This window comes from Mycobacterium sp. 20KCMC460 (assembly GCF_022179425.1).
Taxonomy (GTDB): domain Bacteria; phylum Actinomycetota; class Actinomycetes; order Mycobacteriales; family Mycobacteriaceae; genus Mycobacterium; species Mycobacterium kiyosense.
Genome location: NZ_AP025524.1, coordinates 5,246,223 through 5,267,375 on the forward strand (window position 1 = coordinate 5,246,223; position 21,153 = coordinate 5,267,375).

Here is a 21,153-nt window from a genome sequence, read left to right on the forward strand (position 1 = left end):
GCCAACCGACGGGTGCCCGACGGGGTTTTGTATAAATTACGTTGGAGATAATAATGGGCCGGGCCCGGGCGGTCACCCCAGCGTTGCGCCACCGGTCACGGTGACGTTGCCGGTCAACGCCGCCGAGAGCTGGGTGAGCAGGTTGGGCAGCCCGCCGGTGAGGGTCACCTGCACCGGGAAGCCCAGCAGGCTCAGCACCGAGGCGTCGAACAGCCACTTCTGCTCGAACGCCCCCAGCGCGCCGCCGGTCCGCAGGCCGCCGAAGACGTCGCCGTTGCCGCCCAGTGCGAGGCCGGCGTTGAAGCCGGGCGGCACCGGGGCGCCCAACAGCACGTCGATGGTCTGCTGGCCGGCACCGATGGCGTAGTTGATCATGTTGCCGAAGTTGTTCAGCGCGCCGTTGAGGGGGCTGGTGGTGCCGAACAGGCCTACCTGCAGCGCGACCTCGTTGGCCACCAGGTTCTGGTTGAACGCCAACTGGCTGCTCACCACGTTGGCCAGCGACGCGCGCAGGTCGCCCAGCGGCGCCAGCAACGACGTGTCGCCGCCGAGTGCCCCGTTGAGCAACACCAGCTGCTCCCCCACTCCCAGCAGGCCGCCGGTCGGGACGATGCCCGGCACCGAGCCGCCGATCAGCAGGCTGCCCATGAAGTTGGCCGGCATATCGGCGCCCAGCAGCACGTTGACGGTCTGCTCGCCGGTGCCCAGCAGCAGGTTGAACGCGTTGAAGCCGTAGTTGACCGCGCCGTTGAAGGCGTTGTCGACGCCGAACAGGGCGCGCTGCAAGGCTATCTCGTTGGCGACCAGGGACTGGTTGAACGCCAGCTGGCCGTTGACGAAGCCGGACAGCAGCCCGCTCTGGAGGTACCCGGCCTGCTGCACCGCCAGGGTCGGCAGGCCGGCACCGGCGTTCACCAGCGCCGAGACACCGGAGAAGTCACCGTTGAGGGCGCCCGTCAGCGCCGCGTTGACGTTTGCGTTGAACCCGGAGAGCGCTGCGCTGAGATTGGCTTGCAGCACAGGCAGATTCACGCCGAGAGAGCCACCCAAGCCGGACAGGGCGGCGTTGAGGTTGCCGGCCAGCGTGGCGCCGGTCTGGGTCAGCACGGAAAGACCCGGTAGGCCGCCGCCGAAGTTGCCCCCCAGCACGCCGTTGAGCGCCGCGCTGAGTTGAGCGCCCAGGCCGTTCAGTCCCGCGCTGAGGTTTCCGGCCAGGCCGGGGAGGTTCAGGCCGAACCCGCCCGTCAAGCCCGGGAACGTGAAGCCCGGCAGGGTGACGTTAGGCAGCGTCAAGTTCGGCAGCGTCAAGTTGGGCAGCGTCAGACCCAGGTTGGCCACCAGCGCCGGAATCCCGGCATTCAAGTTGGCGCTCAACGTCGCACCCGCTTGCAGCAACGCCGAGATGTCCGGCAGCCCGCCGGAGAAACCGCCCGACAACGCCGAATTCAGCTGGCCGCTCAGCCCGTTCAGCGCGCCGGTGAAGCTGCCGGCCAACGACCCGCCGGTCTGCGCCAAATTCGACAGTCCGGCCGTCAGGCTGGTGGCGAGCGTGCCGCCGGTCTGCGACAGCCCAGCCAGGCCCGCATTGACGTTGGCCACCAACGCATTACCGGCTTGCGTCAGCACCGCCAGGTTGGGCAACGCGGCGCCGAGGTTGCCCGACAGCGCCGCATTGAGTTGGGCACCGAGTCCGGATAGCGCGGCGTCGAAGGCACCCGAGATGCCGCCGAGGCCGACGTTTCCGGTGACCGACGCATTGACGTTCAGGCTGGCATTGAAATTGGCCGGAACCTGCACTCCCAGTAGGGCATTGATGGCTTGCTGGCCGCCGCCCACCAACGAGTTGGCCACGTTCAAACCGGCGTTGACCGCCCCGTTGAGAGCGTTGTCGGTGCCGAAAACCAGTCGCTGCAATGCCAATTCGCCGCCCACCAGCGACTGGTTGAACGCGATCTCGGCGTTGGCCAGGTTGCCGGTGAAGCCCGCGTACGCCTGGACGAGACCGTCGAACGACACGGCGGGCGCCGCCAAACCATTCGCCAGTGTCTGCACAGCGCCGGCCTCGGCCGCCAGATAGCTGTTCGCGCTCGCCGCCACGTTCTTGACGAACTGTTCGTAGGAAGCCGCGACCTGTGCGCTGAGTTGTTGATAACCCGCGGCGTTCTCGGAGAACAGCGCGGCGATCTGAATCGACACCTCGTCGGCGGCCGCGGCCAGGACGCTGGTCGTCGATCCGGCAGCCGCCGCATTGGCCGCGCTCAGCGAGGAACCTATTCCCGACAGCTGCGCCGCGACTGTAGCCATTATTTGTGGCTCGACAAATACAAAGGACATGGTGACCCCTCACCTGCAGAATTGCTGGCTGACCCCCGCCCGACCAGCAGCCCCCGACAGCTCCAGCGCGAACGTATCGCGGGGGTTGACCACCGGCACCGATTCCAAACCGGATTTTTATAACAATTTGGCACAAGCGCAATTGGCTGGCCGAAACGCGGTCCTACCTGGGGTGTCGCGACAGATGGCGGGCTAGGAACCGATCTTGACCCACTGGCCCGCGTCGCCGACGATGCCGACCGGCACCGCGCCGGTCAGGCTGACATTCTGCACGCTGGGCCCGGCCGCGACGATGGTGGTGTCCTGCAGGATCGGCAAGACCGTCGCCATGTTCCACAGCCGCGGCTCCACGGCGACGATGACGTCGTTGATGTTCTTGGACCCGTTGAGGGCGGCGTCGATATTGGACTGAATACTGCGGTCACAAATGCCGGTGAGATTGGACGGCGCTTTCACCAGCGCACCGGGCTCCGGCGGGCGGCTCGGCGTAGTCGGCGGCTCGGTGGTGTCCGGACCGGCCGATGCCGTCGCGCCGGTGGAGGCGACCGGACCGGGCGATGGCGGCGGCGAAGCGCCGGGCGGCGGAACGGCGGTTGCCTGCAGCGCGGGACAACCGAACCGCGCCGCCAGCGACGTGGCCAGGTTGCCGCCCGCTTGATGCCAGCCCACCAGCGCGTCGATCTGGTGGTTGTGCAGCGCGTCGCGGTACAGCGTCACCGGATCCAGCGCCAGCACGCTGGCGGCGATACCGACGTTGCGCAACTGGTCGGCGGCCGTGTTGGCCACCGCCACCGAAGTCGGATCGTTGGCGGCCACCCCGATGACCAGCGACAGTTGCTTGCCGTCCTTGCTTATCCGGCCGCGCACCACCTCGGTCGGCTCGGTACTCGCCGGCGGGGTCGGCGGCACCGACGTGGTGCTTTCGACCTGGAACCCCGCGGCCTCCAACAGCCCCAGCGCCGCCGTCCTGCTCAGCGCCGGCGGCGCGGTCGGCACATAGCCGGGATCGCTGGGCGAGCGGACCTGCGCCTGGGCCAGGGTGACGGTGTTGTCGCTACCGGCGCCGACCGCGGCCAGCAGGTCGACGTCGAGCAACCCCAGGATGGCCTTGCGGACCTGCGCGTCGGCCAACTTGGGCTCGTTGGCGCGCAGGGTCAGCTGCATGACGCGCGGGGTCACGATCCGGGCCGTCCGCACGTCGGGAATCGCCGACAGCTGCGCGAAGGCGGCCGAACCGCCGTGCACCTGAGCGACCTGGGTGTCGCCGTTGCGGACCGAATCGGCCAGCGCGGCAGGCGCTCCCGCGCGGCGGAACTGGATCAGCGCGGGTTTCGCCGGCGGTCCCCAGTAACGGTCGTTGCGGGCGATCAGGATCTCGTCGCGCTGTGGGTCGATGTTCTCCACCCGGAACTGCCCCCCGGTCACCGGCAGGGTGCGGGCCAGCCCGGACGCGAAGCCGCCCGGGACGTCCTTGACGATGTGCGCGGGCAGCAGGTTGCTGAACAGCTCCCGCCAGGCGGGGTACGGCTGGGCGAAGGTGACCACGGCCTGCTTGCCGCCCTCGAGCGACTGGACCGACGTGATCAGGTCGTAGCCGGCCGGATCCACCACTCCGGGTTCGCCGACCATCTGGCGCCACAGGTACCAGAAGTCGTCGGCGGCGATCGGCGCATTGTCCGTCCAGGATGCTTCCGGCCGGATCTTGTAGCTGACCGTGAACGGGTTTTCGCTGGTCACCTCGGCAGACACCAGCAGCGTGGGGTCCATTTCCCAGCGCGAACCCGTCGACGAGTTGGCGTCGGGAACCGGCCGGAACGCGCTCGGCAGCACCAAAGCGCTGATTGCCGCGTTCACCGGGGACAGGTCCGAGAGCAGATGCGGGTTGAAGCCGGCACCGATCGAGTCGATGCCCATGATGATCTGGGTGGGCCGCTGCGGGGGTGGCGGCGTGCTGTGCGGGGTGTCGGTGCTCTGCGGGGCCGGCGGCGGACTCACCGTGCAACCCGACAGCACCAAGCCGATCGCGGCGACCAGCACGCCGATCGCCACCAGCAGGTAGCGGGCCCGGTGCAGCACGCCCGTCAGGGTATCGAGGGGACCCGGCCGATCCGCGGATGTGGCGGGGCTGGGCGAATCCGCGTCTGCTTTTGCAGTGCCCTGACGCTGGCGCGGCTCACGAGCCCGGCGCGGCGCCAAGCTAACCCCGGGCCTTGGCGCGCGAGCGGCTCCGAGCCCGCGAGGTGGCGTCCAGCTCGACCTTGCGGACCCGCACGATCTCCGGTGTCACCTCCACACACTCGTCGGGCGCGCAGAACTCCATGGCCCGTTCCAGGTCCAGCTCCAGCGGCTTGGCCAGCGTCTCCATCACATCGGCGGTCGAGGAGCGCATGTTGGTGAGCTTCTTCTCGCGGGTGACGTTGATGTCGAGGTCCTCCGGGCGCGGGTTGATGCCGACGACCATTCCTTCGTAGGTGTCCTGTCCGGGTTCGACGAAGAACTGGCCGCGGTCGGCCAGTTGCAGCAGCGCGAACGGGGTGATCACCCCGGCCCGGTCGGACACCAGCGAACCGGTGTGCCGGGCCCGGATCTCACCGGCCCACGGCCGGTAACCGTCGAACACCGCGTTGGCGATCCCGGTGCCGCGGGTGAGGGTGAGAAAGTCGGTGCGAAACCCGATCAGGCCGCGGCTGGGCACGATGAAGTCCATCCGCACCCAGCCGGCGGCATGGTTGGTCATCTCCTCCATGCGGCCCTTGCGGCCGGCCATCAGCTGGGTGATGGCGCCGACGAACTCCTCGGGACAGTCGATGGTCATCGCCTCGAACGGCTCGTGCAGCTTGCCGTCGATGGTCTGGGTGACCACCTGCGGCTTGCCGACCGTGAGCTCGAAACCCTCCCGGCGCATCTGCTCGACGAGCACCGCCAGCGCCAGCTCCCCGCGGCCCTGCACCTCCCAGGCGTCGGGCCGATCGATATCGACCACCTTGATGGAGACGTTGCCGACGAGTTCGGCGTCCAGACGCGACTTCACCATCCGGGCCGTCAGCTTGTGGCCCTTGACCTTGCCGGCCAGCGGCGAGGTGTTGGTTCCGACGGTCACCGATATCGCGGGTTCGTCGACGGTGATGCGGGGCAGTGCGTGCGCGTGATCGAGGTCGGCGAGGGTGTCGCCGATCATGATCTCCGGAATGCCCGCCACGGCGACGATGTCCCCGGCCGATGCGGAGTCGGTGCTTGTTCTTTCGATGCCCTCGGTCACCAGCAGTTCGGTGATCTTCACGGTCGTGATGACGGGATGCCCGTCCACCTCCCGCATCCAGGCGACCTGCTGGCCCTTTCGGATCCGGCCCTTATAGATGCGGATCAGCGCAAGTCGTCCCAGGAAGGCCGAGGCGTCGAGGTTGGTCACCAGCGCCTGCAGCGGCGCCTCGGGATCGCCCTGCGGCGGCGGAATGTGCTCGAGCAGCACGTCGAACAACGGATCGAGGTTGTCTCCCTCGGGGTTTTCGCCGTTGGCCGGTTCTTTGGTGCTGGCGATGCCTGCTCGGCCGGAGGCATACAGCGTCGGCAGGTCCAGGGCGGCCTCGGCGGCCTTCTGCGCTTCCTCGTCGAGGTCGGATGCGACGTCGAGCAGCAGGTCGTGACTCTCCGAGACGACCTCGGAGATGCGGGCGTCCGGCCGGTCCGTCTTGTTGACGACCAGGATGACCGGGAGGTGGGCGGCCAGCGCCTTGCGCAGCACGAAGCGAGTCTGCGGCAGCGGGCCCTCGGAGGCGTCGACCAGCAGCAGCACCCCGTCGACCATCGACAGTCCGCGCTCCACCTCACCACCGAAGTCGGCGTGGCCCGGGGTGTCGATGACGTTGATGACGGTCGTCGTTCCGTCCGGGTGCTTGCGGTGCACGGCCGTGTTCTTGGCCAGGATCGTGATGCCCTTTTCTTTCTCCAGGTCACCGGAGTCCATCAGGCGCTCGACCGCGTCGTCGCCACGATGTGTCAGGGCGCCGGACTGTCGCAGCATGGCGTCGACCAGGGTGGTTTTGCCGTGGTCGACGTGGGCGACGATGGCGACGTTACGGAATGGCACGTCGGTGATTGTGGCAGCGAGGGCTCCGGATAGCGAACTGGCAGGCCGGGATCCGGTGTGCACGAGGGCGGGGTGCGCGCGCCGTTGGCTCTGCGTCCTTGGCGCAGAAGTGCAAGTAGGTAGCGCCCTCACTGCAGAGTCAACGTCCCGGCATCGGGACCCGGCGGACTCGCGCTACAGCGCGGCCACCAGGTCCGGAACCCAGCCACGGTCGGCGGGCACCCAGTCGACACCGTCCAGGTCCGCGGCCGCCACCCAGCGCAGCGCCTGGTGATCGCGGGGGTGCGGCTCACCGTCGAGCAGGGTGACCCGGTAGGCCCGCAAGACCGTCGTCTCGCCCAGGGCCACGTCCTGGCCCAGCCGGTCACCCACCGCGACCGCGACGCCGAGTTCCTCGGCCAGCTCACGGACCAGCGCGCCTTGCTCGGTCTCGCCGTCGGCGACCTTCCCGCCGGGCAGTTCCCACCGGCCGGCCAGCTCGGGTGGCCGGTTTCGCTGCGCTACCAGAACGGTGCCGCTGCGGATGATGGCGCCGGCGACGACGACCTGGTTCGGCATGGGCAGTGAGGGTATACGTTCGCGTCATGGCTGTGTTATCGGATGAGCAAGTAGACGCCGCCCTACCCGAACTGGACGGCTGGGAGCGCGTCGACGGAACCCTGCGCCGGTCGGTCAAGTTCCCGGCGTTTCTGGACGGCATCGACGCCGTGCGTCGGGTGGGCGAGCACGCGGAGTCCAAGGATCATCACCCGGATATCGATATCCGTTGGCGCACAGTAACTTTCGTGTTGGTCACACACTCCGAGGGCGGCATCACCCAAAACGACCTCGACATGGCGCGCGACATCAACGGCATCGTCGGAACCTGATCACGCCGCGAACGAAGACCGCACCGCGAGATCAGTCCGCTGCGGCCGCCGCCTGGTCACGCTCGCGGCGGGGATGCCAGGCGATCCACCCCAACGTCGCGACCGCGGCCGCCACGTAGACCAGCCCGGCCCACGCCAGGTACCAGGGTCTGCTGATCACCCAGATGGTCGGTTGCGCGAAGCTGAGCAACCAGGGCACCCCGACCAGTGTCAGCACCAGCCAGCCCCAGCCCAGGATTTTCGCGCCGAGGTGGTCGCGCAGCGGCCCGTGCAGCAGCCAGATCATCAGCGGCACCAACCACACCCAGTGGTGCGTCCAGGAGATCGGCGAGAGCAACAGGCCGAACAGCTCCACCACCAGCAGCCGCCCGAGCTGATCGGCGGGCCGGAGCGCCCGCCAGGCCAGCAGTGCGACGACGGTGGTAGCGCCGATAGCGATCAGCACCGGTGGCCCGTAGCCCGCGTCATAGCCGAGGATGCGGGAGATGGCGCCACGCCAGGACTGGTTGAACGAGGTGGCGACGGGTCCGATCCGATGTGCGTCGCCGAGCAGGTCGGTGAAGTAATAGCGGGCCTGGTCACCGACCACCAGCAGGGAGATTCCCACCGTGAGCAGGAACACCGCACCGGAGAACAGCGCTGCCGCCCAGCGCCGGGCGCCGAGCAGATAAAGGCCGGCTACCGCCGGCGTGAGCTTGACCCCCGCGGCCAGGCCCACCAGCAGGCCCGACAGCCACCACCGGGTGGAATGGATCGCCCACAGCACGGCCAGCACCAGGAACACGTTGATCTGGCCGTAGTCGAAGTTGCTGCGCAGCGGTTCGATCCAGATGGCGAGCGCGGTCCACAGCATTGCGACACGCCGGTCGCCTGCTGGCCCGAGCAGTCGCTGGCAGAGGCGCACCACGCCGTACAGCGCCGCGACGATCGCGGCGTGCCAGAGAACCGCCACCAGTGCGAACGGCAGCAGATGCAGCGGGTACAACACCACCGCAGCAAACGGTGGGTAGGTGAACGGCAGCGGGAAATCCGGAGTCTGGTCGGCGTAGACGTAGCTGTACAGGGTGCCGGGATGATCCAGGGCTGCCCCGCCGCCGATGTATACGTGCAGGTCGACGAAGTTCGCGCCGTGCGGGGCGAGGTAGGTCCAAGCGAATCGGGCTGTGACGCTGAGGATCAACAGCAGCGGCGCCCAGGTCGCCAGCGAAGTCTCGCGCCGCCTGGCGGTGGCGAGCGCGGCGGGGGTGGCCGAGGTGGTGTCTATCCGACCGACTTTAGCGACCGCGCCGACGCGCTGAGCCCCTGAACGCGACCGGTGCGCGTCGATAACGGGGAAATCACGATTACCAGGTCGCCGGTCACTGCCTTCGCTCGTATCTATAACGATCCCGTAAATGCCACACGTGTCACTTGAGTCACTTCTGTACCACGATAGCTTCGGCTTCAGGTCCTTCCGGGGGGCCTGCCGAAGCCCATCGAAGACATCAGGAGAGACATGCCAACCATTTGGACCTACGTTCGGGCCGCCGCTGTGCTGGCCGGCTCGGGCGCCGCACTGTTGACGGGCGGCATCGCCCACGCCGACCCCGCGCCGGCTCAGCCGCCGGCCCCCAACATTCCCCAGCAGCTGATCGCCTCGGCGGCCAACGCGCCGCAGATTCTGCAGAACCTGGCGACCGCGCTGGGTGCCACCCCGCCGGCGCCGCAGGGCGTGCAGCGCGCTCCGGACCCGGCCCCCGCCGCTCCGGGCGGGTTGAACCTGCCCTCCGTGGTTCCCGGCCTCACCGCGCCGGCCCAGGCCACCGCACCGGCCCAACTGCCGGCCCAGGCGACCGCGCCGGCAGCGCCTGCGCCTGCGCCGGCCAACTCGCCGGGCACCGTTCCCCCGATTCCGGGTGTGAACGCGCCGATCCCGGGGCTCACCGCTCCCGCGGCTCCAGCCGCTCCAGCGGCGGCTCCGGCCGGCGTCCCGTCGGTGCCCGGCGTGAACGCACCGCTGCAGCTCACTGCGCCGGCGGCCCCCGTCGCGCCGGCACCGGGAACGTTGCCGTCGATCCCCGGGGTGAACACGCCGCTACCCAGCCTGGCCGCACCGGCGGCTCCGGCCGCTCCGGCCGCTCCGGCGGCCTCGCTGCCCGGGTTGGCGACGTCGCTTCCCGGACTCGCCCAAGCGGCCCTGCCGGGGCTGGCTTCGGCCATTCCGGGGCTCTCGGGTGCCGGCGCGCCGGGTCCGGCGGGACCGCAGACGCTGCTCGGCGCCCTGCCCTGAGCTTGACCTCCGACGACTGACCAACCACTAGGAACCGGGAGAAACACCGTGGCAAGCACTTGGAGTCTGTCCAAAGGTTTGGCCGCAGTCGTCGTCACATCGGCTGCCGCGTTCGTGCTTTGTCCGAGCGCGGCAGCCGACCCGGCGACGCCGTCGACCGACCCGACCCAGCAGCTGCCCGGCCTTCCGGCGTTGACTCAGTTGAGCCCGATCATCCAGCAGGCCGCCGGCAATCCCGGACAGGCGACGCAGCTGCTGATGGCGGCTGCCCAGGCATTCACGCACAACCCGTCGGCACCGACCGAGGCCAAGAATGTGGCCTCGTCGGTGAACCAGTTCGTCGCGGGTCCGGGGGCACCGGCGGGCGCGACCCCGCCTGAGGCGGCACCGGCACCGCACGTACCGGCACCGGGTGCCGAGCCCGGCGCCCTGGCGCACCTGCCGGCCGGCGTCGACCCGCTGCATGCCGCGGGGCCGGGCCCGGTCGGCGTGCCGCAGAACCCGCGGCCCGTCTCACCACCGCTGCCCGGCCGGCGCCGGCCGCACCCGCGCCTGCCGCCGCGCCAGCTCCCGCACCGGCCGCACCGGCAGCCCAGGCTCCGGCACCGGCCCCGCGCCGCAGCTGCGCCAGCTCCAGCACCAGCACCGGCCGCACCGGCGCCCGCGCCGGCGGCGGCCCCTCGAGCTGCGCCGGCTGCCGCGGCGGCCCCAGCTCCGGCGCCCACCCCCGCCCCGGTGGCGGCGCCGGCGGCCGCGGCCCCCGGCTTCGGCCCTGACTCCCCGCCCACGCAGGACTTCATGTACCCCTCGATCGGCACCAACTGCCTAGCCGACGGGACGAACGCCCTGGCCACCGCCCTGTCGGTGGCGGGACCGGCGGCCATCCCGACGCCGGGCCCGGCTGCCGGCCAGACCGCTTACGTCTTCACTGCGGTCGGTACCCCGGGACCCGCCGAGGTGCAGAAGCTGCCGCTGAACGTCACCTGGATCAACCTGACCACCGGCAAATCAGGCAGCGCCACCCTGAAGCCGCGCACCGACATCAACGGCGAAGGCCCGACGACGCTCACCGCGATCGTCGACACCGGTTCCGGCAGCATCATGTCGACGATTTTCGGTCAGGTCACCACCAAAGACCGGCAGTGCCAGTTCATGCCGACCATCGGTTCGACGGTGGTGCCGTAGCGGCACCGCAACCAGCAGCCGGACCACGCGAGCGTCCTCGAATGTACGTCGCAAAGAGCTTCTGGCCGTACCTATGAGGGCGCTCGCGGCGCAAAGGCGAGTACCTAGTAGGCCATGAACAAGATCGCGTCCCGGTCGTAGTCCAGACCGGGATGCGCACTGGCCAGGTGGGCCTGAGTCAGCTCGACCAACTCGTCCTCGTCCTTGCCCTGAATGGCCTCGCCGCACGGACAGGTGATGTGCGTCTTCATGTTGCCGCCTTTCCCTTGGCTGCCTTGGCTGCCGCCTTCATCTGCTTCTTATACGACCGCACCTTGCCGAGTGACTCGGCATCGACAATGTCGGCGACCGAGAGGTGGGTGCCGGCCTTGCCGTACTCTCCCGCTGCCGCCCGCCAACCCGTGGGTGTGACACCGTACTGCTTGCCGAGCAATGCCAGGAAGATCTTGGCCTTCTGCTCACCGAACCCGGGCAGCGCCCTGATCCGCTGCAGCAACTCTTTCCCATCGGGATCGCCAGCGGTCCACAGCGCGGCCGCGTCGCCGTCGTACCGGTCGACGATGATCTGTGCAAGCGTCTGGATGCGCTTGGCCATCGCGCCCGGGAAACGGTGAATGGCAGGCTTTTCCGAGCACAGCGCGGCGAACTTGTCGGGGTCGTAATCGGCGATGTCTGCCGCGTCCAAGCCGCCCATCCGCTCGGCGATCTTCTGCGGACCGGCGAATGCCGTCTCGAAGGTCACCTGCTGATCCAGCAACATCCCGATCAGCAACGCCAGCGGGTTGTCGGCCAGCAGCTGATTGGCCTGGGGTTCGGTGGCGAGGCAAAGCTGCGTCATGGTCGAACTTTAACCCCGCACGCTCGGGCCCGGCCCGCTAACCGCTCTTGCGACGGAACTCGCGGCGGTTGCCGGCCGCACCGTGTGCCCGCGACTGCTTGCCCCCGCCGTCCTTGTGGTCGGAACCGCCGGACGACTTGGCCATCTTGCGTTCCAGGGCTTCACGAAACTTGCGTTTGTTGTCGTCCTCGGGCACTTCGGGCGATTCCGGGGTGTTCGATTCGGCCATGCCGGAAGCCTAGCGCGGTCAGCGCTTACCCGGCGGCATCCCGTACACGTGCGAGATCGGCAGTGTCAGCAGCACCCGGCGGTCGGTGACCATCGCCTCGCGGTACTCGTCCCAGTCCGGGTGCTCGCCGGCGATGTTGCGGTACAAGGCGATCAGTGCCTCCACCGTGTCGTCGTCGGGAGCGGCGGCGGGTGGGGTGAGCTCCGCGACGCCTTCGGCGACGGCGTAGGACCACCCGTCGTCGGCGTCGACGAGCAGCGAAGCCCGCGGATCGCGGCGCAGGTTGCGGGTCTTGGCACGCGGCTCGGTGACCGAAACCTGCAGCGACAGCTGCCGCGGGTCGAAGTGGTACTGCACGTTCGACAGCTGCGGGCGTCCGTCGCGCTTGATGGTGGCCAGCACCCCGATCGAGTTGCAACTGATCACGGCCAACAGCTTGTCGTCGAAGACGTGGCGTCCCATGCCGAAAGCCTACGTCGCGTTGCACCGGCGTCGGACGGGCTGCTGGAATCGGTGCATGACCGAGTACGCGGCATTTCTGCGCGGCGTCAACGTCGGCGGCGTCAACCTGAAGATGGCCGAGGTTGCCGAGGCACTGACCGACGCCGGGTTCACCAACGTGCGAACCCTGCTGGCCTCCGGAAACGTGCTGCTGGAGTCTTCGGCCAAGGTCGCCTCGGTGCGCAGGAAGGCAGAGGCGGCACTGCGCGACCGCTTCGGGTACGACGCCTGGGTGCTCGCCTACGACATCGACACGGTCCGCGCCATCGACGAAGCGTTTCCGTTCGAGCGCGAACGAGACGGCTACCACTCCTACGTCACCTTCGTCACCGACGCCGACATCCTCGGTGAACTGGCGGAACTGAAACCGGGCGCGAACGAGAAAATCGAGGTCGGCGACGGCGTCATCTATTGGCAGGTGCCGAAGGGCAGCACCCTGGACAGCACCATCGGCGCGACGATGGCCAAGAAGCGCTATAAGTCGTCGACCACGTCACGCAACCTGCGCACGCTGGGCAAGGTACTCCAGTGAACGCCGGCGCCGTGGCACCGCTGCAATTCAGTCGTCCGGAACGTTCGTGAGGTAACGCATCGCATCGTTCTTGGTCAGCCCCAGCGCGTGGGCCACTTCCACGTATTCCTTGGCGGCGGCGGCCATCGCCGCGTCGGTCGGGTCGAATCGGGAGATGAAAGTGCCGAAGCGTCCGCGGGTTTCGACGATCGCGGCGGACTCGAGTTCGCGGTAGGCGCGGGCTACGGTGTTGGCCGCCACGCCGAGCTGGCCGGCCAGCTCGCGGACCGTCGGCAGCCGGGTGCCCGGCGGCAGTGAACCGGCCCGCACGCCGTCGATGACCCCGGTTCTGAGCTGGTCGAACAGGGGCTTGCCTGCCTTTACATCCACCTTCAGCAAGTCGCGCAGGTCCACCCATCCAGTATTGCCCAACCGCGGCTATCTTTGTGGGATGCGAGTGGCGGTGCTGAGCGGTGCGGGCATTTCCGCGGAGAGTGGCGTACCGACATTCCGCGACGACAAGAACGGCCTGTGGGCCCACTTCGACCCGTACGAGTTGAGCAGCGTGCAGGGCTGGGAGAGCAATCCCGAACGGGTGTGGGGGTGGTATCTGTGGCGCCACTACCTGGTCGGCGACGTGCAACCCAACGCCGGGCATCGCGCGATCGCGGACTGGCAACGGCAGGCCCAGGTCACCGTGGTGACGCAGAACGTCGACGACCTGCACGAGCGCGCCGGCAGCGCTCCGGTTCATCACCTGCACGGCAGCCTCTTCGAATTTCGTTGTGCGCGTTGCGGTTTGCCGTACTCTGAGCCACTACCGCTGATGGCCGAACCGGCGATCGAAGTCGAACCTCCGGTGTGCGCCTGCGGCGGGTTGATCCGGCCCGACATCGTGTGGTTCGGCGAAGCCCTGCCGCAGGGTCCGTGGCGCCAAGCCGTCGAGGCGACGGAGAACGCCGACCTGATGGTGGTGGTGGGCACCTCGTCGATCGTCTACCCGGCGGCCGGCCTGCCCGAGCTGGCGCTGGCGCGCGGCACCGCCGTGATCGAGGTCAATCCCGAGCCCACGCCGTTGTCCCCGCACGCCACGCTGTGCGTGCGCGAGTCGGCCAGCGTGGCGCTGCCCGGGCTGCTGGAGCGACTGCCGGCCCTGTTGAATTAGTCGGACGGCCGCCGCGCCCGGCCCAGCGCCAACTCGGACACCGGCAGCGGCGCCCACGCCGGCAGCGTCCACTCCCGCCGCGACGTCTGCACCACGAATCCGGCATCGACGATCGCGCGCTCGGTGTCGCGGTGGGTATGACAGTTCCCGAACATCCGGGGCCACACCGTCGCATCGGCGACACGCTGCAATCGTCCCCGCGCCCCAGCGCTGGCTACGTGTTCCAGAAACCGCAGTTCGCCGCCCGGTCGCAGCAGCGAATGCAACCGCCGCAAGACGCCGTCCTGGTCGTGCACCGAGCACAACACCAGCGAGCAGACCACCGCGTCGAACGGCTCGCCGTCACTGAAATCTTCGGCCGTCTGGCTTGTCACCACCACCGGGATCGGTGCCGTCGCGGCCGCCGCGCGGGCCTTGGGCACCAGGTGCGACTCGGGCTCGACGGCGACCACCTGGGTGACGGTGTCCGGGTAATACGCGAAATTCGTCCCGCAGCCCGCACCGATTTCCAGCACCCGCCCGGACAGCTCGGCCAGGTTCTCCCGGCGCAACACCCGCACCGACTCGGCCTCGTGGGCGGCGAAAGCCGGCCAGATCCGCGCAAAGAACGGGTTCTCGACTCTGGTAGACGTCATGCTTCTGCCGACCCCCGATGCTGCCTGACCCACTCCAACATCTGCTGAGACGTCGCCTCCGGACCGACCATTCCGGCCACCAGATGACCGCACAGCACCGCGCCGAACATCCGGTCGGTGAAGGCGTCGATCTCACCGAACGGCAGCTGCGGTTTGGCGATCAGCACGGTCGCAACCCCGTGCGCGGCCGTCATCAGCGCCAGGGCGACCGCGCCCGGGCTGTCCGCTCGGAAGACGCCCTCGTCGATCAGCTTCTGCACCGTTGCCCGCACGTGCCGGAACACCGCGCGTTGCATGGCGTCTGCGACGACGCCGCCCGTCCGTTCCGCGCTGACGGTGGCCAGCCGGTACAGCTCGGGTGCCTGCAGCGCGTAGCGCACGTAGGCCAGCCCTTGGGCACGCAGCGCCGCCATACTGTCGGGCTGCCCGTCGGCGGCTCGTACCATCTCCTCGTCGAGCTGGTCCAGATGACGCACGCACACCGCGTCCAGCAGCGCGTCCTTGTCCTTGAAATGCAGGTATATCGACGGCGACGTGATACCCACCCGCTCGGCCACCGACCGGATCGACACCGCCCTGGCCCGGCCGGTCTCGAGCAGCAATTCGGTTGCCGCATCGAGGATTTCGTTGCGCAGCCGCTCCCCCGACCCGCGGGGAGCGCGCTGCCGGCGCAACGCCGGCACCGCCATGTCAACCATTGCGCGTCACTTCGACGTGAACCTCGTTTCCGTTATTCGGGGCCGGACTCGCGGCCGGGCCCGGCTTGGCGGTCGCCGCCGGACCGGGCGCTGCGGGCCGGTTTAGCGCACCGCCCTCGCTGATCCCGAACCGCTCGTGCAACCACACCAGCGGTTTGGGCGCCCACCAGTTCCAGCGGCCCATCACGTGCATGAAGGCCGGCACCAACACCATCCGCACCAGCGTGGCGTCGGCCGCAACCGCCAGTGTCAGCCCCAACCCGAACATCCGCATGAACGACACGTGGGCGGCGATCAACGCGGCGAACGACATCGACATGACCAATGCGGCCGCGGTGATCACCCGACCGGTGCGCGCAACTCCCAGCGCGACACTCTCGTCGTTGGCGGCGTGGGCCTCGGCCGGGCTCGGCTGCGCCGGACGGGCCGCGCCCGACCCCAACCAGTACTCGCGGATCCGCGAGACCAGGAACACCTCGTAGTCCATCGACAGCCCGAACGCGATGCAGAACAGCAGCACCGGCATGTTGGCGACCAGCGTCCCGCTCGGGGTGGTCCCGAGCGCGCCGAGGTGGCCGTCCTGGAAGATCCACACCAGCGCCCCGAACGCCGCGGTCAGCGACAGCACGTTCAACACCAGCGCTTTGAGCGGCAGCACCACACTCCCGGTGAGCAGGAACAGCAGCACGAACGTGACGGCAGCCATCATGCCCAGCACCAGCGGCAGCCGATCGGTGACGGCGTCCACGCTGTCGCGGTTGACCTGCGCGACACCGGCCATCTCGACGGTTCGGCCGCCCGGCCCGGCCACCTGGTGCAGCCGTTTGAGCTGGGTGTCGGAGGCCTGCGAGAACAGCGGCGCGGTACTGCTGACGGTCAGGAATGCGCTGCCGCCGGCCATCCCGGTCGCTCCGCCCGGCGGTCCCTGCGGCTTGCCGCCGGCGAACGTGCCGGTGGGCGCCGACACCGCGGCCACGTCGGGCACCTGCGACAACGCGGCGGCGTACCGGCTCAGATCGTCCCGGCTCAGGCCGTGCGCGTCGGGAATGACCACCGGCACCGCGGTGGCCGAGTCGCGCGCGAAGTTGGTGCGCAGCTGGTCGCCCACCTGGTGTGCGGACGCCGAGGCGGGTAGTACGCGGTCGTCGGGAAAACCCCACTTGACCGAGAAGAACGGCAGCCCGAGCAGCAGTAGCAGCGCGACCACCGCGCCGCCGAGTGGCAACCAGCGGCGCATCACGAACTTGCTGGACCGGTACCAGAACAACTGCTCGACGGGCTTGTGCACCGGCTCGGGTCGCCGGAACATCCGGCGCAGCAGCCGTCGCACATCCAGGGCGTCCACCCGGGGGCCCATCAGGATGATGGCGGCCGGGGTGACCACGATGGACGCGGTCGCCACGAAGGCCACTGTCGCCACGCCGGCGTAGGCGAACGACTTGAGGAAGTACATCGGGAAGGCCACCGTCGCCGCCATGGACAGCGCGACGGTGACGGCCGAGAAGATCACCGTGCGACCGGACGTGGCCATGGTGCGGATCAGCGCCTGTTCGCGATCCCAGCCCTCAGCCAACTCGTCGCGGTAGCGGCTGATGATGAGCAGCGTGTAGTCGATGGCCAGGGCCAGGCCCAGCGCGGTACTGCAGGTTCAGCGCGAAGATCGACACCTCGGTGGCGAAGGTGACCAGGCGCAACACCGACATCGAACCGACGACGGCCAGCGCGCCCAGCGCCATCGGCAGCGCCGCGGTCAGCAGCCCGCCGAACACCCACACCAGCACCAGGAAGCTGAAGGGGATCGCGATCATCTCCATGACCAGCAGGTCGGCCTGGTTCTGCTTGTTGATCTGGGCGTATTCCATGGCCGCACCGCCGGCCTGGACGGTGACACCGCCGCGATCGTGGATGATCCGGTCGGAGAGGGTCTGCGCGTTCTTCTGCACGTCGTTCTCGCCACCCTTGAGGTTGACCACGATCAGCCCGGTCTTGCCGTCTCTGCTGATCAGGTCGGTGGCAGCCGCGGGCGGCACGGTCCACGGGGAGGTGGCGTTATAGACCAGCGGTGAGCCTTTGAGCTGGTCGACGAGGTCGGTGCCGACCTTGCGGGCCCGATCGCTACCGGCTCCGTCGGGTGCGGTGACCAGGATCAGCAGTTGCTGGCCGCTCTGACCGAATTTGTCGTTCAACACCGAGATGGCGCGGGCCGACTCGGAGTTGGGATCCTGGAAGCCGCCCGGCGAGAGGCTGTTGGCGACGGGGATACCGAACACGGCCGCGGCAATGAAAACGAGAACCGCGATGCCGATGATCCGCCGGGGTGCCCTGATGGCCATTCGCGCGATCGCTTGCAGCATGTGTCATCCCTCCGCCGACGGCGCGGCCCCCCCGACAAGACTGCACCAAACCCGCGTTAACTTAGCAACGTTAAGTTACAAGTGTCAAACAACCACCGTCGTTGACACGAACGCAGATGAGCCGCGGTTCAACCGGCATCGAATTGGGTAACCTGGCGCGGCGCGGCGAACCCTACCCACCGGTAAGAATTGCCACCATTTTCCGAATCGTGACTCAAAGATTCCTTAATGCGCGCTCCTACGCTCAATGTCATGTGGATCGACGACACCAGTGCCGATGTCATCAAGGCTGACTTCGAGGCTCTCTACCACGGCGACATGCTCGTGGAGGGTGAGACTTCCGAGCAGTTCGAAGATTGGCAACCCCTTCCGACAGCGAGTTGAGGTAACACGATGGGCGTAATAGCGCGGCTTTTGATGGCCGAACCGACCGTCTCCCGTTGGTTTCGTCGATAGACCGATCAAACCGATAGACCGATCAAGTAGCAAAGCCCCCTGACCGCGGCGTGCGGCAGGGGGCTTTCGCTGTCCGGGGAGTGGCTGGAGGTTACCGAGGCGCCATCCTGATCGCGCCATCCAGACGGATGACCTCACCGTTGAGCATCGGGTTCTGCACGATGTGCACCGCCAGCGCACCGTACTCGTCGGGGTCGCCCAATCGCGCCGGATGCGGCACCTGCTTGCCCAGTGACTTCTGCGCTTCCTCGGGCAGCGAACCCAGCAGCGGGGTCTTGAACAGCCCGGGCGCGATGGTCACCACCCGGATCAGCTCGCGCGCAAGATCACGGGCGATCGGCAACGTCATGCCGACCACGCCGCCCTTGGACGCCGAGTAAGCGGCCTGGCCGATCTGCCCTTCGAATGCCGCCACCGATGCGGTGTTGATGATGACGCCGCGCTCCGGGGAGTCCGGCGGGCCGATCGGGTCGGTCTTGGCGATGCGCTCGGCCGCCAGTCGCAGCACGTTGAAAGTGCCGATCAGGTTGACCCCGACCACCTTCTTGAACCCGTCCAGCGGGAACGGACCATCCTTGGACAGCGTCTTGATCGCGTTGCCGATACCCGCACAGTTGACGTTGATGCGCAGCGGACCCAGCGATTCGGCCAGATCGAGTGCGGCACTGACGGCCTGCTCGTCGGTGACGTCGGCTTGCGCGAAGCGTGCCCGGTCGCCGAGCTCGGCGACCGCGTCCTCTCCCCGCAGGTCCAGCACCACCACCTGCGCTCCCGCGTCCAGCAGCCGCTTGGTGGTGGCCAGGCCCAAGCCTGACGCTCCCCCGGTGACGACTGCGACGGCGTCCCTGATCTCCACTTTCGCCCCTTTTGTCCGGTCCGCGCCCTGGCGGGCCAACCTACTGGTTGGTTGGGACTATACCCAGTCCGCGAGCACGGCTTCGATGTCCCCTGCCTTAGCCGGGCGTGGCTGTTCCGGCGCGGTCCGGGAGAAGCGCGGCGCCGGCATCGGCTGCAGCCCGCCGTTCACCTCGTAGAACGTCTTGCGCTCGGTGATGTGCGGCTCGGTCTCCACTTCGCCGAACGCCAGGATCGGGGTGACGCAGGCGTCGGAATCGGCGAACACCTTGGCCCAATGGTCGCGGTCGCGGCTGGCGAACGTCTCGGTCAGGATCGCCCGCAGCTCCGGCCAGCGCGAGACGTCGTTCTGCGCCGGCAGGTCGGCCCCCTCCAGCCCCAGACCGGCCAGCAGGGCCGCGTAGAACTGCGGTTCGATGGAGCCCACCGCGACGTAGCGGCCGTCGGCGCACTCGTAGGTGTCGTAGTACGGGGCGCCGCCGTCGAGCATGTTGGTGCCGCGGGTGTCAGTCCACATGCCCGAGGCGCGCATCTGCCACATCATCTGCACCAGCACGCTGGAGCCGTCGATCATCGCCGCGTCGACCACCTGGCCCTTGCCGGAACTCTGCCGTTCGTACAACGCCGACAGGATGCCTACCAGCAGGAACATCGAGCCGCCACCGAAGTCGCCGACCAGGTTCAGCGGCGGCACGGGCCGCTCACCCTTGCGACCGATCGAGTGCAGGATGCCGTTGAGGGAGATGTAGTTGATGTCGTGGCCGGCCTGCTGACTGCGCGGGCCGGTCTGCCCCCACCCGGTCATCCGGGCGTAGATCAGCCGCTCGTTGACCTTGGCGCAGTCTTCGGGCCCCAGGCCCAGCCGCTCGGTGACGCCGGGCCGGTAGCCCTCGATCAACACGTCGGCCTTTGCGATCAGCTGCAGCACCCGCTTGCGGTCCTCCTCGGACTTCAGGTCGGCGCCCACCAGACGCCTGCTACGGCTCATCGCGTCCGACACCACACCGCGCGGACCGCTCGACGGCCGCTCGACGCGGACCACGTCGGCCCCGAGATCTCCCAGAATCATGGAGGCATGCGGGCCGGGGCCGATACCGGCCAGCTCGACAACACGCAATCCGTTCAGTGGTCCCGCCATGGTTTGAACCCTTTCGTCTACGTCGACGCCCTAACAAACGGTTGTTCACATATTCGCAGCGTCGCTGCGGGCGCTGCACACCGGTCCCCGACGCAGCCGCGCGCAGCCGCTCGCCGGGGGTCACTTAATGTGAGCCGCATGTCCGATTCAGGAATTGCCAGCCTCGCACCCGTCGACGGCCTCCAAGTCAAGCTCACCGACGGAGTGCTCTCGGTGACCATCGACCGTCCCGACAGTCTCAACTCGCTGATCACCCCCGTCATCACCGGCCTGGCCAACGCCATGGAGGCCGCAGCCACCGATCCGGGGGTCCGGGTGGTGCGGCTCGGCGGAGCCGGCCGCGGCTTCTGCTCCGGCGCCGGCATCAGCGCCGACGACATGAGCGGCGACGGCGGCGCCCCGCCGGACGAGATCATTCTGGAAATCAACCGGCTGATCCGTGCCATCACCACGTTGCCGCACCCGGTGGTGGCGGTGGTGCAGGGACCGGCCGCCGGCGTCGGGGTCTCCATCGCGTTGTCCTGCGACGTCGTATTGGCTTCCGAGAAGGCGTTTTTCATGCTCGCCTTCACCAAGATCGGCCTGATGCCCGACGGTGGCGCGTCGGCGTTGATCGCCGCCGCGATCGGCCGGGTCCGGGCGATGCGGATGGCCCTGCTGCCCGAGCGGTTGACGGCCACCGAGGCGCGCGACTGGGGGCTGGTCACCGAGGTTTACCCGGCCGAGAAATTCGACGCCGAGGTGGACAAGGTGATCGCCCGACTGCTGGCCGGCCCGGCGGTGGCGTTCGGCAAAACCAAGGCCGCGATCAACGCCGCCACCCTGACCGAACTGGACGACGCGCTGGAGCGCGAATTCCGCGGCCAGTCCGGCCTGTTGCGAGCGCCCGACTTCAAAGAGGGCACCAAGGCGTTCCAGGAGCACCGCGCCCCGAACTTCACCGATTCCTGAGCGCAACTCCGGTTCGATTCGCGCGCAGCGGCAATCCCCACCGGTGTCAGCTTCGAATGACTGACATACGTGAACGGA

Annotated in this window: 21 protein-coding genes and 1 pseudogene; 7 read left to right on the plus strand and 15 right to left on the minus strand. The window is 68.5% G+C overall.

Features of this window, described 5'->3' with window-relative positions:
* Window positions 1-72: 72 nt before the first annotated feature.
* The 4 genes from MKCMC460_RS31575 to MKCMC460_RS24085 all read right to left on the minus strand — a co-directional run bounded on the left by MKCMC460_RS31575 (window position 73) and on the right by MKCMC460_RS24085 (window position 6,979).
* The gene (locus tag MKCMC460_RS31575; protein WP_370652989.1) at window positions 73-2,334 is read right to left on the minus strand and encodes a PE domain-containing protein; all 2,262 of its coding nucleotides are present in this window, start codon (window positions 2,332-2,334) and stop codon (window positions 73-75) included.
* A 192-nt stretch (window positions 2,335-2,526) separates the two neighbouring features.
* The gene (locus MKCMC460_RS24075; RefSeq protein WP_236977553.1) at window positions 2,527-4,410 is read right to left on the minus strand and encodes an ABC transporter family substrate-binding protein; all 1,884 of its coding nucleotides are present in this window, start codon (window positions 4,408-4,410) and stop codon (window positions 2,527-2,529) included.
* A 121-nt stretch (window positions 4,411-4,531) separates the two neighbouring features.
* Window positions 4,532-6,421 carry a translational GTPase TypA gene (gene typA, locus MKCMC460_RS24080; RefSeq protein WP_236977554.1) on the minus strand — a complete coding sequence of 630 codons (1,890 nt, stop codon included), beginning with the start codon at window positions 6,419-6,421 and terminating at the stop codon, window positions 4,532-4,534.
* A 174-nt stretch (window positions 6,422-6,595) separates the two neighbouring features.
* Window positions 6,596-6,979 (minus strand): (deoxy)nucleoside triphosphate pyrophosphohydrolase, encoded by a 384-nt coding sequence (locus MKCMC460_RS24085; RefSeq protein WP_236977556.1) that lies wholly within the window; start codon window positions 6,977-6,979, stop codon window positions 6,596-6,598.
* Window positions 6,980-7,005: 26 nt separating this feature from the next.
* Here MKCMC460_RS24085 and MKCMC460_RS24090 point away from each other — a divergent pair, with 26 nt between their 5' ends.
* Window positions 7,006-7,290, plus strand: a complete 285-nt coding sequence (locus MKCMC460_RS24090) for a 4a-hydroxytetrahydrobiopterin dehydratase (protein WP_236977558.1) — start codon at window positions 7,006-7,008, stop codon at window positions 7,288-7,290.
* A 31-nt stretch (window positions 7,291-7,321) separates the two neighbouring features.
* Here MKCMC460_RS24090 and MKCMC460_RS24095 read toward each other — a convergent pair whose 3' ends face one another.
* Window positions 7,322-8,617 (minus strand): mannosyltransferase, encoded by a 1,296-nt coding sequence (locus MKCMC460_RS24095; protein WP_236984370.1) that lies wholly within the window; start codon window positions 8,615-8,617, stop codon window positions 7,322-7,324.
* Window positions 8,618-8,785: 168 nt separating this feature from the next.
* On the opposite strand from MKCMC460_RS24095, the gene MKCMC460_RS24100 reads away from it, so the two are divergent.
* On the plus strand, window positions 8,786-9,559 hold the full coding sequence (locus MKCMC460_RS24100; protein WP_236977560.1) for a hypothetical protein: 774 nt from the start codon (window positions 8,786-8,788) through the stop codon (window positions 9,557-9,559).
* A gap of 48 nt (window positions 9,560-9,607) precedes the next feature.
* Window positions 9,608-10,744: a hypothetical protein gene (locus MKCMC460_RS24105; protein WP_370652990.1), complete on the plus strand. Its 1,137-nt coding sequence runs from the start codon at window positions 9,608-9,610 to the stop codon at window positions 10,742-10,744.
* Between the two features lie 104 nt (window positions 10,745-10,848).
* Here the strand turns inward: MKCMC460_RS24105 and MKCMC460_RS24110 are convergent, their stop codons facing one another.
* The 4 genes from MKCMC460_RS24110 to MKCMC460_RS24125 are packed head-to-tail and all read right to left on the minus strand — an operon-like array spanning window position 10,849 to window position 12,273.
* Window positions 10,849-10,995 (minus strand): DUF1059 domain-containing protein, encoded by a 147-nt coding sequence (locus tag MKCMC460_RS24110; RefSeq protein WP_236977561.1) that lies wholly within the window; start codon window positions 10,993-10,995, stop codon window positions 10,849-10,851.
* A complete protein-coding gene (locus MKCMC460_RS24115; RefSeq protein WP_236977563.1) occupies window positions 10,992-11,582 on the minus strand; it encodes an HhH-GPD-type base excision DNA repair protein in 591 nt (196 codons plus the stop codon). The genes MKCMC460_RS24110 and MKCMC460_RS24115 overlap by 4 nt, the downstream gene beginning before the upstream one ends.
* Before the next feature lie 37 nt (window positions 11,583-11,619).
* Complete coding sequence (locus MKCMC460_RS24120) at window positions 11,620-11,811, minus strand: DUF5302 domain-containing protein (RefSeq protein ID WP_238304945.1); 192 nt, start codon at window positions 11,809-11,811, stop codon at window positions 11,620-11,622.
* A gap of 18 nt (window positions 11,812-11,829) precedes the next feature.
* Window positions 11,830-12,273 (minus strand): PPOX class F420-dependent oxidoreductase, encoded by a 444-nt coding sequence (locus MKCMC460_RS24125; RefSeq protein WP_238304946.1) that lies wholly within the window; start codon window positions 12,271-12,273, stop codon window positions 11,830-11,832.
* Between the two features lie 55 nt (window positions 12,274-12,328).
* Here MKCMC460_RS24125 and MKCMC460_RS24130 point away from each other — a divergent pair, with 55 nt between their 5' ends.
* A complete protein-coding gene (locus MKCMC460_RS24130) occupies window positions 12,329-12,844 on the plus strand; it encodes a DUF1697 domain-containing protein (protein WP_236977565.1) in 516 nt (171 codons plus the stop codon).
* Between the two features lie 27 nt (window positions 12,845-12,871).
* On the opposite strand, the gene MKCMC460_RS24135 is transcribed toward MKCMC460_RS24130, so the two are convergent.
* A complete protein-coding gene (locus MKCMC460_RS24135) occupies window positions 12,872-13,237 on the minus strand; it encodes a GntR family transcriptional regulator (RefSeq protein ID WP_236977567.1) in 366 nt (121 codons plus the stop codon).
* Between the two features lie 37 nt (window positions 13,238-13,274).
* On the opposite strand from MKCMC460_RS24135, the gene MKCMC460_RS24140 reads away from it, so the two are divergent.
* A complete protein-coding gene (locus tag MKCMC460_RS24140) occupies window positions 13,275-13,988 on the plus strand; it encodes an NAD-dependent deacylase (RefSeq protein ID WP_238304947.1) in 714 nt (237 codons plus the stop codon).
* Here the strand turns inward: MKCMC460_RS24140 and MKCMC460_RS24145 are convergent.
* From MKCMC460_RS24145 to MKCMC460_RS24155, 3 genes and pseudogenes are all read right to left on the minus strand, one after another.
* Window positions 13,985-14,623: a class I SAM-dependent methyltransferase gene (locus tag MKCMC460_RS24145; RefSeq protein WP_236977569.1), complete on the minus strand. Its 639-nt coding sequence runs from the start codon at window positions 14,621-14,623 to the stop codon at window positions 13,985-13,987. The genes MKCMC460_RS24140 and MKCMC460_RS24145 overlap by 4 nt on opposite strands.
* Complete coding sequence (locus MKCMC460_RS24150) at window positions 14,620-15,312, minus strand: TetR/AcrR family transcriptional regulator (RefSeq protein ID WP_238306041.1); 693 nt, start codon at window positions 15,310-15,312, stop codon at window positions 14,620-14,622. Before MKCMC460_RS24150 ends, MKCMC460_RS24145 begins: the two co-directional genes overlap by 4 nt.
* A gap of 1 nt (window position 15,313) precedes the next feature.
* Window positions 15,314-17,675: pseudogene (locus MKCMC460_RS24155) on the minus strand (MMPL family transporter).
* A gap of 228 nt (window positions 17,676-17,903) precedes the next feature.
* Between MKCMC460_RS24155 and MKCMC460_RS24160 the strand changes: the two are divergent.
* Window positions 17,904-18,059, plus strand: a complete 156-nt coding sequence (locus MKCMC460_RS24160; RefSeq protein ID WP_238304948.1) for a hypothetical protein — start codon at window positions 17,904-17,906, stop codon at window positions 18,057-18,059.
* A 163-nt stretch (window positions 18,060-18,222) separates the two neighbouring features.
* Here the strand turns inward: MKCMC460_RS24160 and MKCMC460_RS24165 are convergent, their stop codons facing one another.
* Together MKCMC460_RS24165 and MKCMC460_RS24170 are read right to left on the minus strand one after the other, a co-directional pair.
* Entirely contained in the window at window positions 18,223-18,987 is a 765-nt protein-coding gene (locus MKCMC460_RS24165) for a 3-hydroxyacyl-CoA dehydrogenase (protein ID WP_236977571.1), read from the minus strand.
* A 57-nt stretch (window positions 18,988-19,044) separates the two neighbouring features.
* Complete coding sequence (locus MKCMC460_RS24170) at window positions 19,045-20,124, minus strand: CaiB/BaiF CoA-transferase family protein (RefSeq protein WP_236977572.1); 1,080 nt, start codon at window positions 20,122-20,124, stop codon at window positions 19,045-19,047.
* Between the two features lie 138 nt (window positions 20,125-20,262).
* Here MKCMC460_RS24170 and MKCMC460_RS24175 point away from each other — a divergent pair, with 138 nt between their 5' ends.
* Complete coding sequence (locus MKCMC460_RS24175; RefSeq protein ID WP_238304949.1) at window positions 20,263-21,075, plus strand: enoyl-CoA hydratase; 813 nt, start codon at window positions 20,263-20,265, stop codon at window positions 21,073-21,075.
* Window positions 21,076-21,153 lie beyond the last annotated feature (78 nt).

What these genes read in the sequence shown, in the direction of transcription:
- MKCMC460_RS31575 (WP_370652989.1), bottom strand. Translation starts at nt 2,334, where the DNA reads ATGTCCTTTGTATTTGTCGAGCCACAAATAATGGCTACAGTCGCGGCG.
- MKCMC460_RS24085 (WP_236977556.1), bottom strand. Translation starts at nt 6,979, where the DNA reads ATGCCGAACCAGGTCGTCGTCGCCGGCGCCATCATCCGCAGCGGCACC.
- MKCMC460_RS24090 (WP_236977558.1), top strand. Translation starts at nt 7,006, where the DNA reads ATGGCTGTGTTATCGGATGAGCAAGTAGACGCCGCCCTACCCGAACTG.
- MKCMC460_RS24100 (WP_236977560.1), top strand. Translation starts at nt 8,786, where the DNA reads ATGCCAACCATTTGGACCTACGTTCGGGCCGCCGCTGTGCTGGCCGGC.
- MKCMC460_RS24110 (WP_236977561.1), bottom strand. Translation starts at nt 10,995, where the DNA reads ATGAAGACGCACATCACCTGTCCGTGCGGCGAGGCCATTCAGGGCAAG.
- MKCMC460_RS24115 (WP_236977563.1), bottom strand. Translation starts at nt 11,582, where the DNA reads ATGACGCAGCTTTGCCTCGCCACCGAACCCCAGGCCAATCAGCTGCTG.
- MKCMC460_RS24120 (WP_238304945.1), bottom strand. Translation starts at nt 11,811, where the DNA reads ATGGCCGAATCGAACACCCCGGAATCGCCCGAAGTGCCCGAGGACGAC.
- MKCMC460_RS24125 (WP_238304946.1), bottom strand. Translation starts at nt 12,273, where the DNA reads ATGGGACGCCACGTCTTCGACGACAAGCTGTTGGCCGTGATCAGTTGC.
- MKCMC460_RS24130 (WP_236977565.1), top strand. Translation starts at nt 12,329, where the DNA reads ATGACCGAGTACGCGGCATTTCTGCGCGGCGTCAACGTCGGCGGCGTC.
- MKCMC460_RS24140 (WP_238304947.1), top strand. Translation starts at nt 13,275, where the DNA reads ATGCGAGTGGCGGTGCTGAGCGGTGCGGGCATTTCCGCGGAGAGTGGC.
- MKCMC460_RS24145 (WP_236977569.1), bottom strand. Translation starts at nt 14,623, where the DNA reads ATGACGTCTACCAGAGTCGAGAACCCGTTCTTTGCGCGGATCTGGCCG.
- MKCMC460_RS24150 (WP_238306041.1), bottom strand. Translation starts at nt 15,312, where the DNA reads ATGGCGGTGCCGGCGTTGCGCCGGCAGCGCGCTCCCCGCGGGTCGGGG.
- MKCMC460_RS24160 (WP_238304948.1), top strand. Translation starts at nt 17,904, where the DNA reads ATGCGCGCTCCTACGCTCAATGTCATGTGGATCGACGACACCAGTGCC.
- MKCMC460_RS24170 (WP_236977572.1), bottom strand. Translation starts at nt 20,124, where the DNA reads ATGGCGGGACCACTGAACGGATTGCGTGTTGTCGAGCTGGCCGGTATC.
- MKCMC460_RS24175 (WP_238304949.1), top strand. Translation starts at nt 20,263, where the DNA reads ATGTCCGATTCAGGAATTGCCAGCCTCGCACCCGTCGACGGCCTCCAA.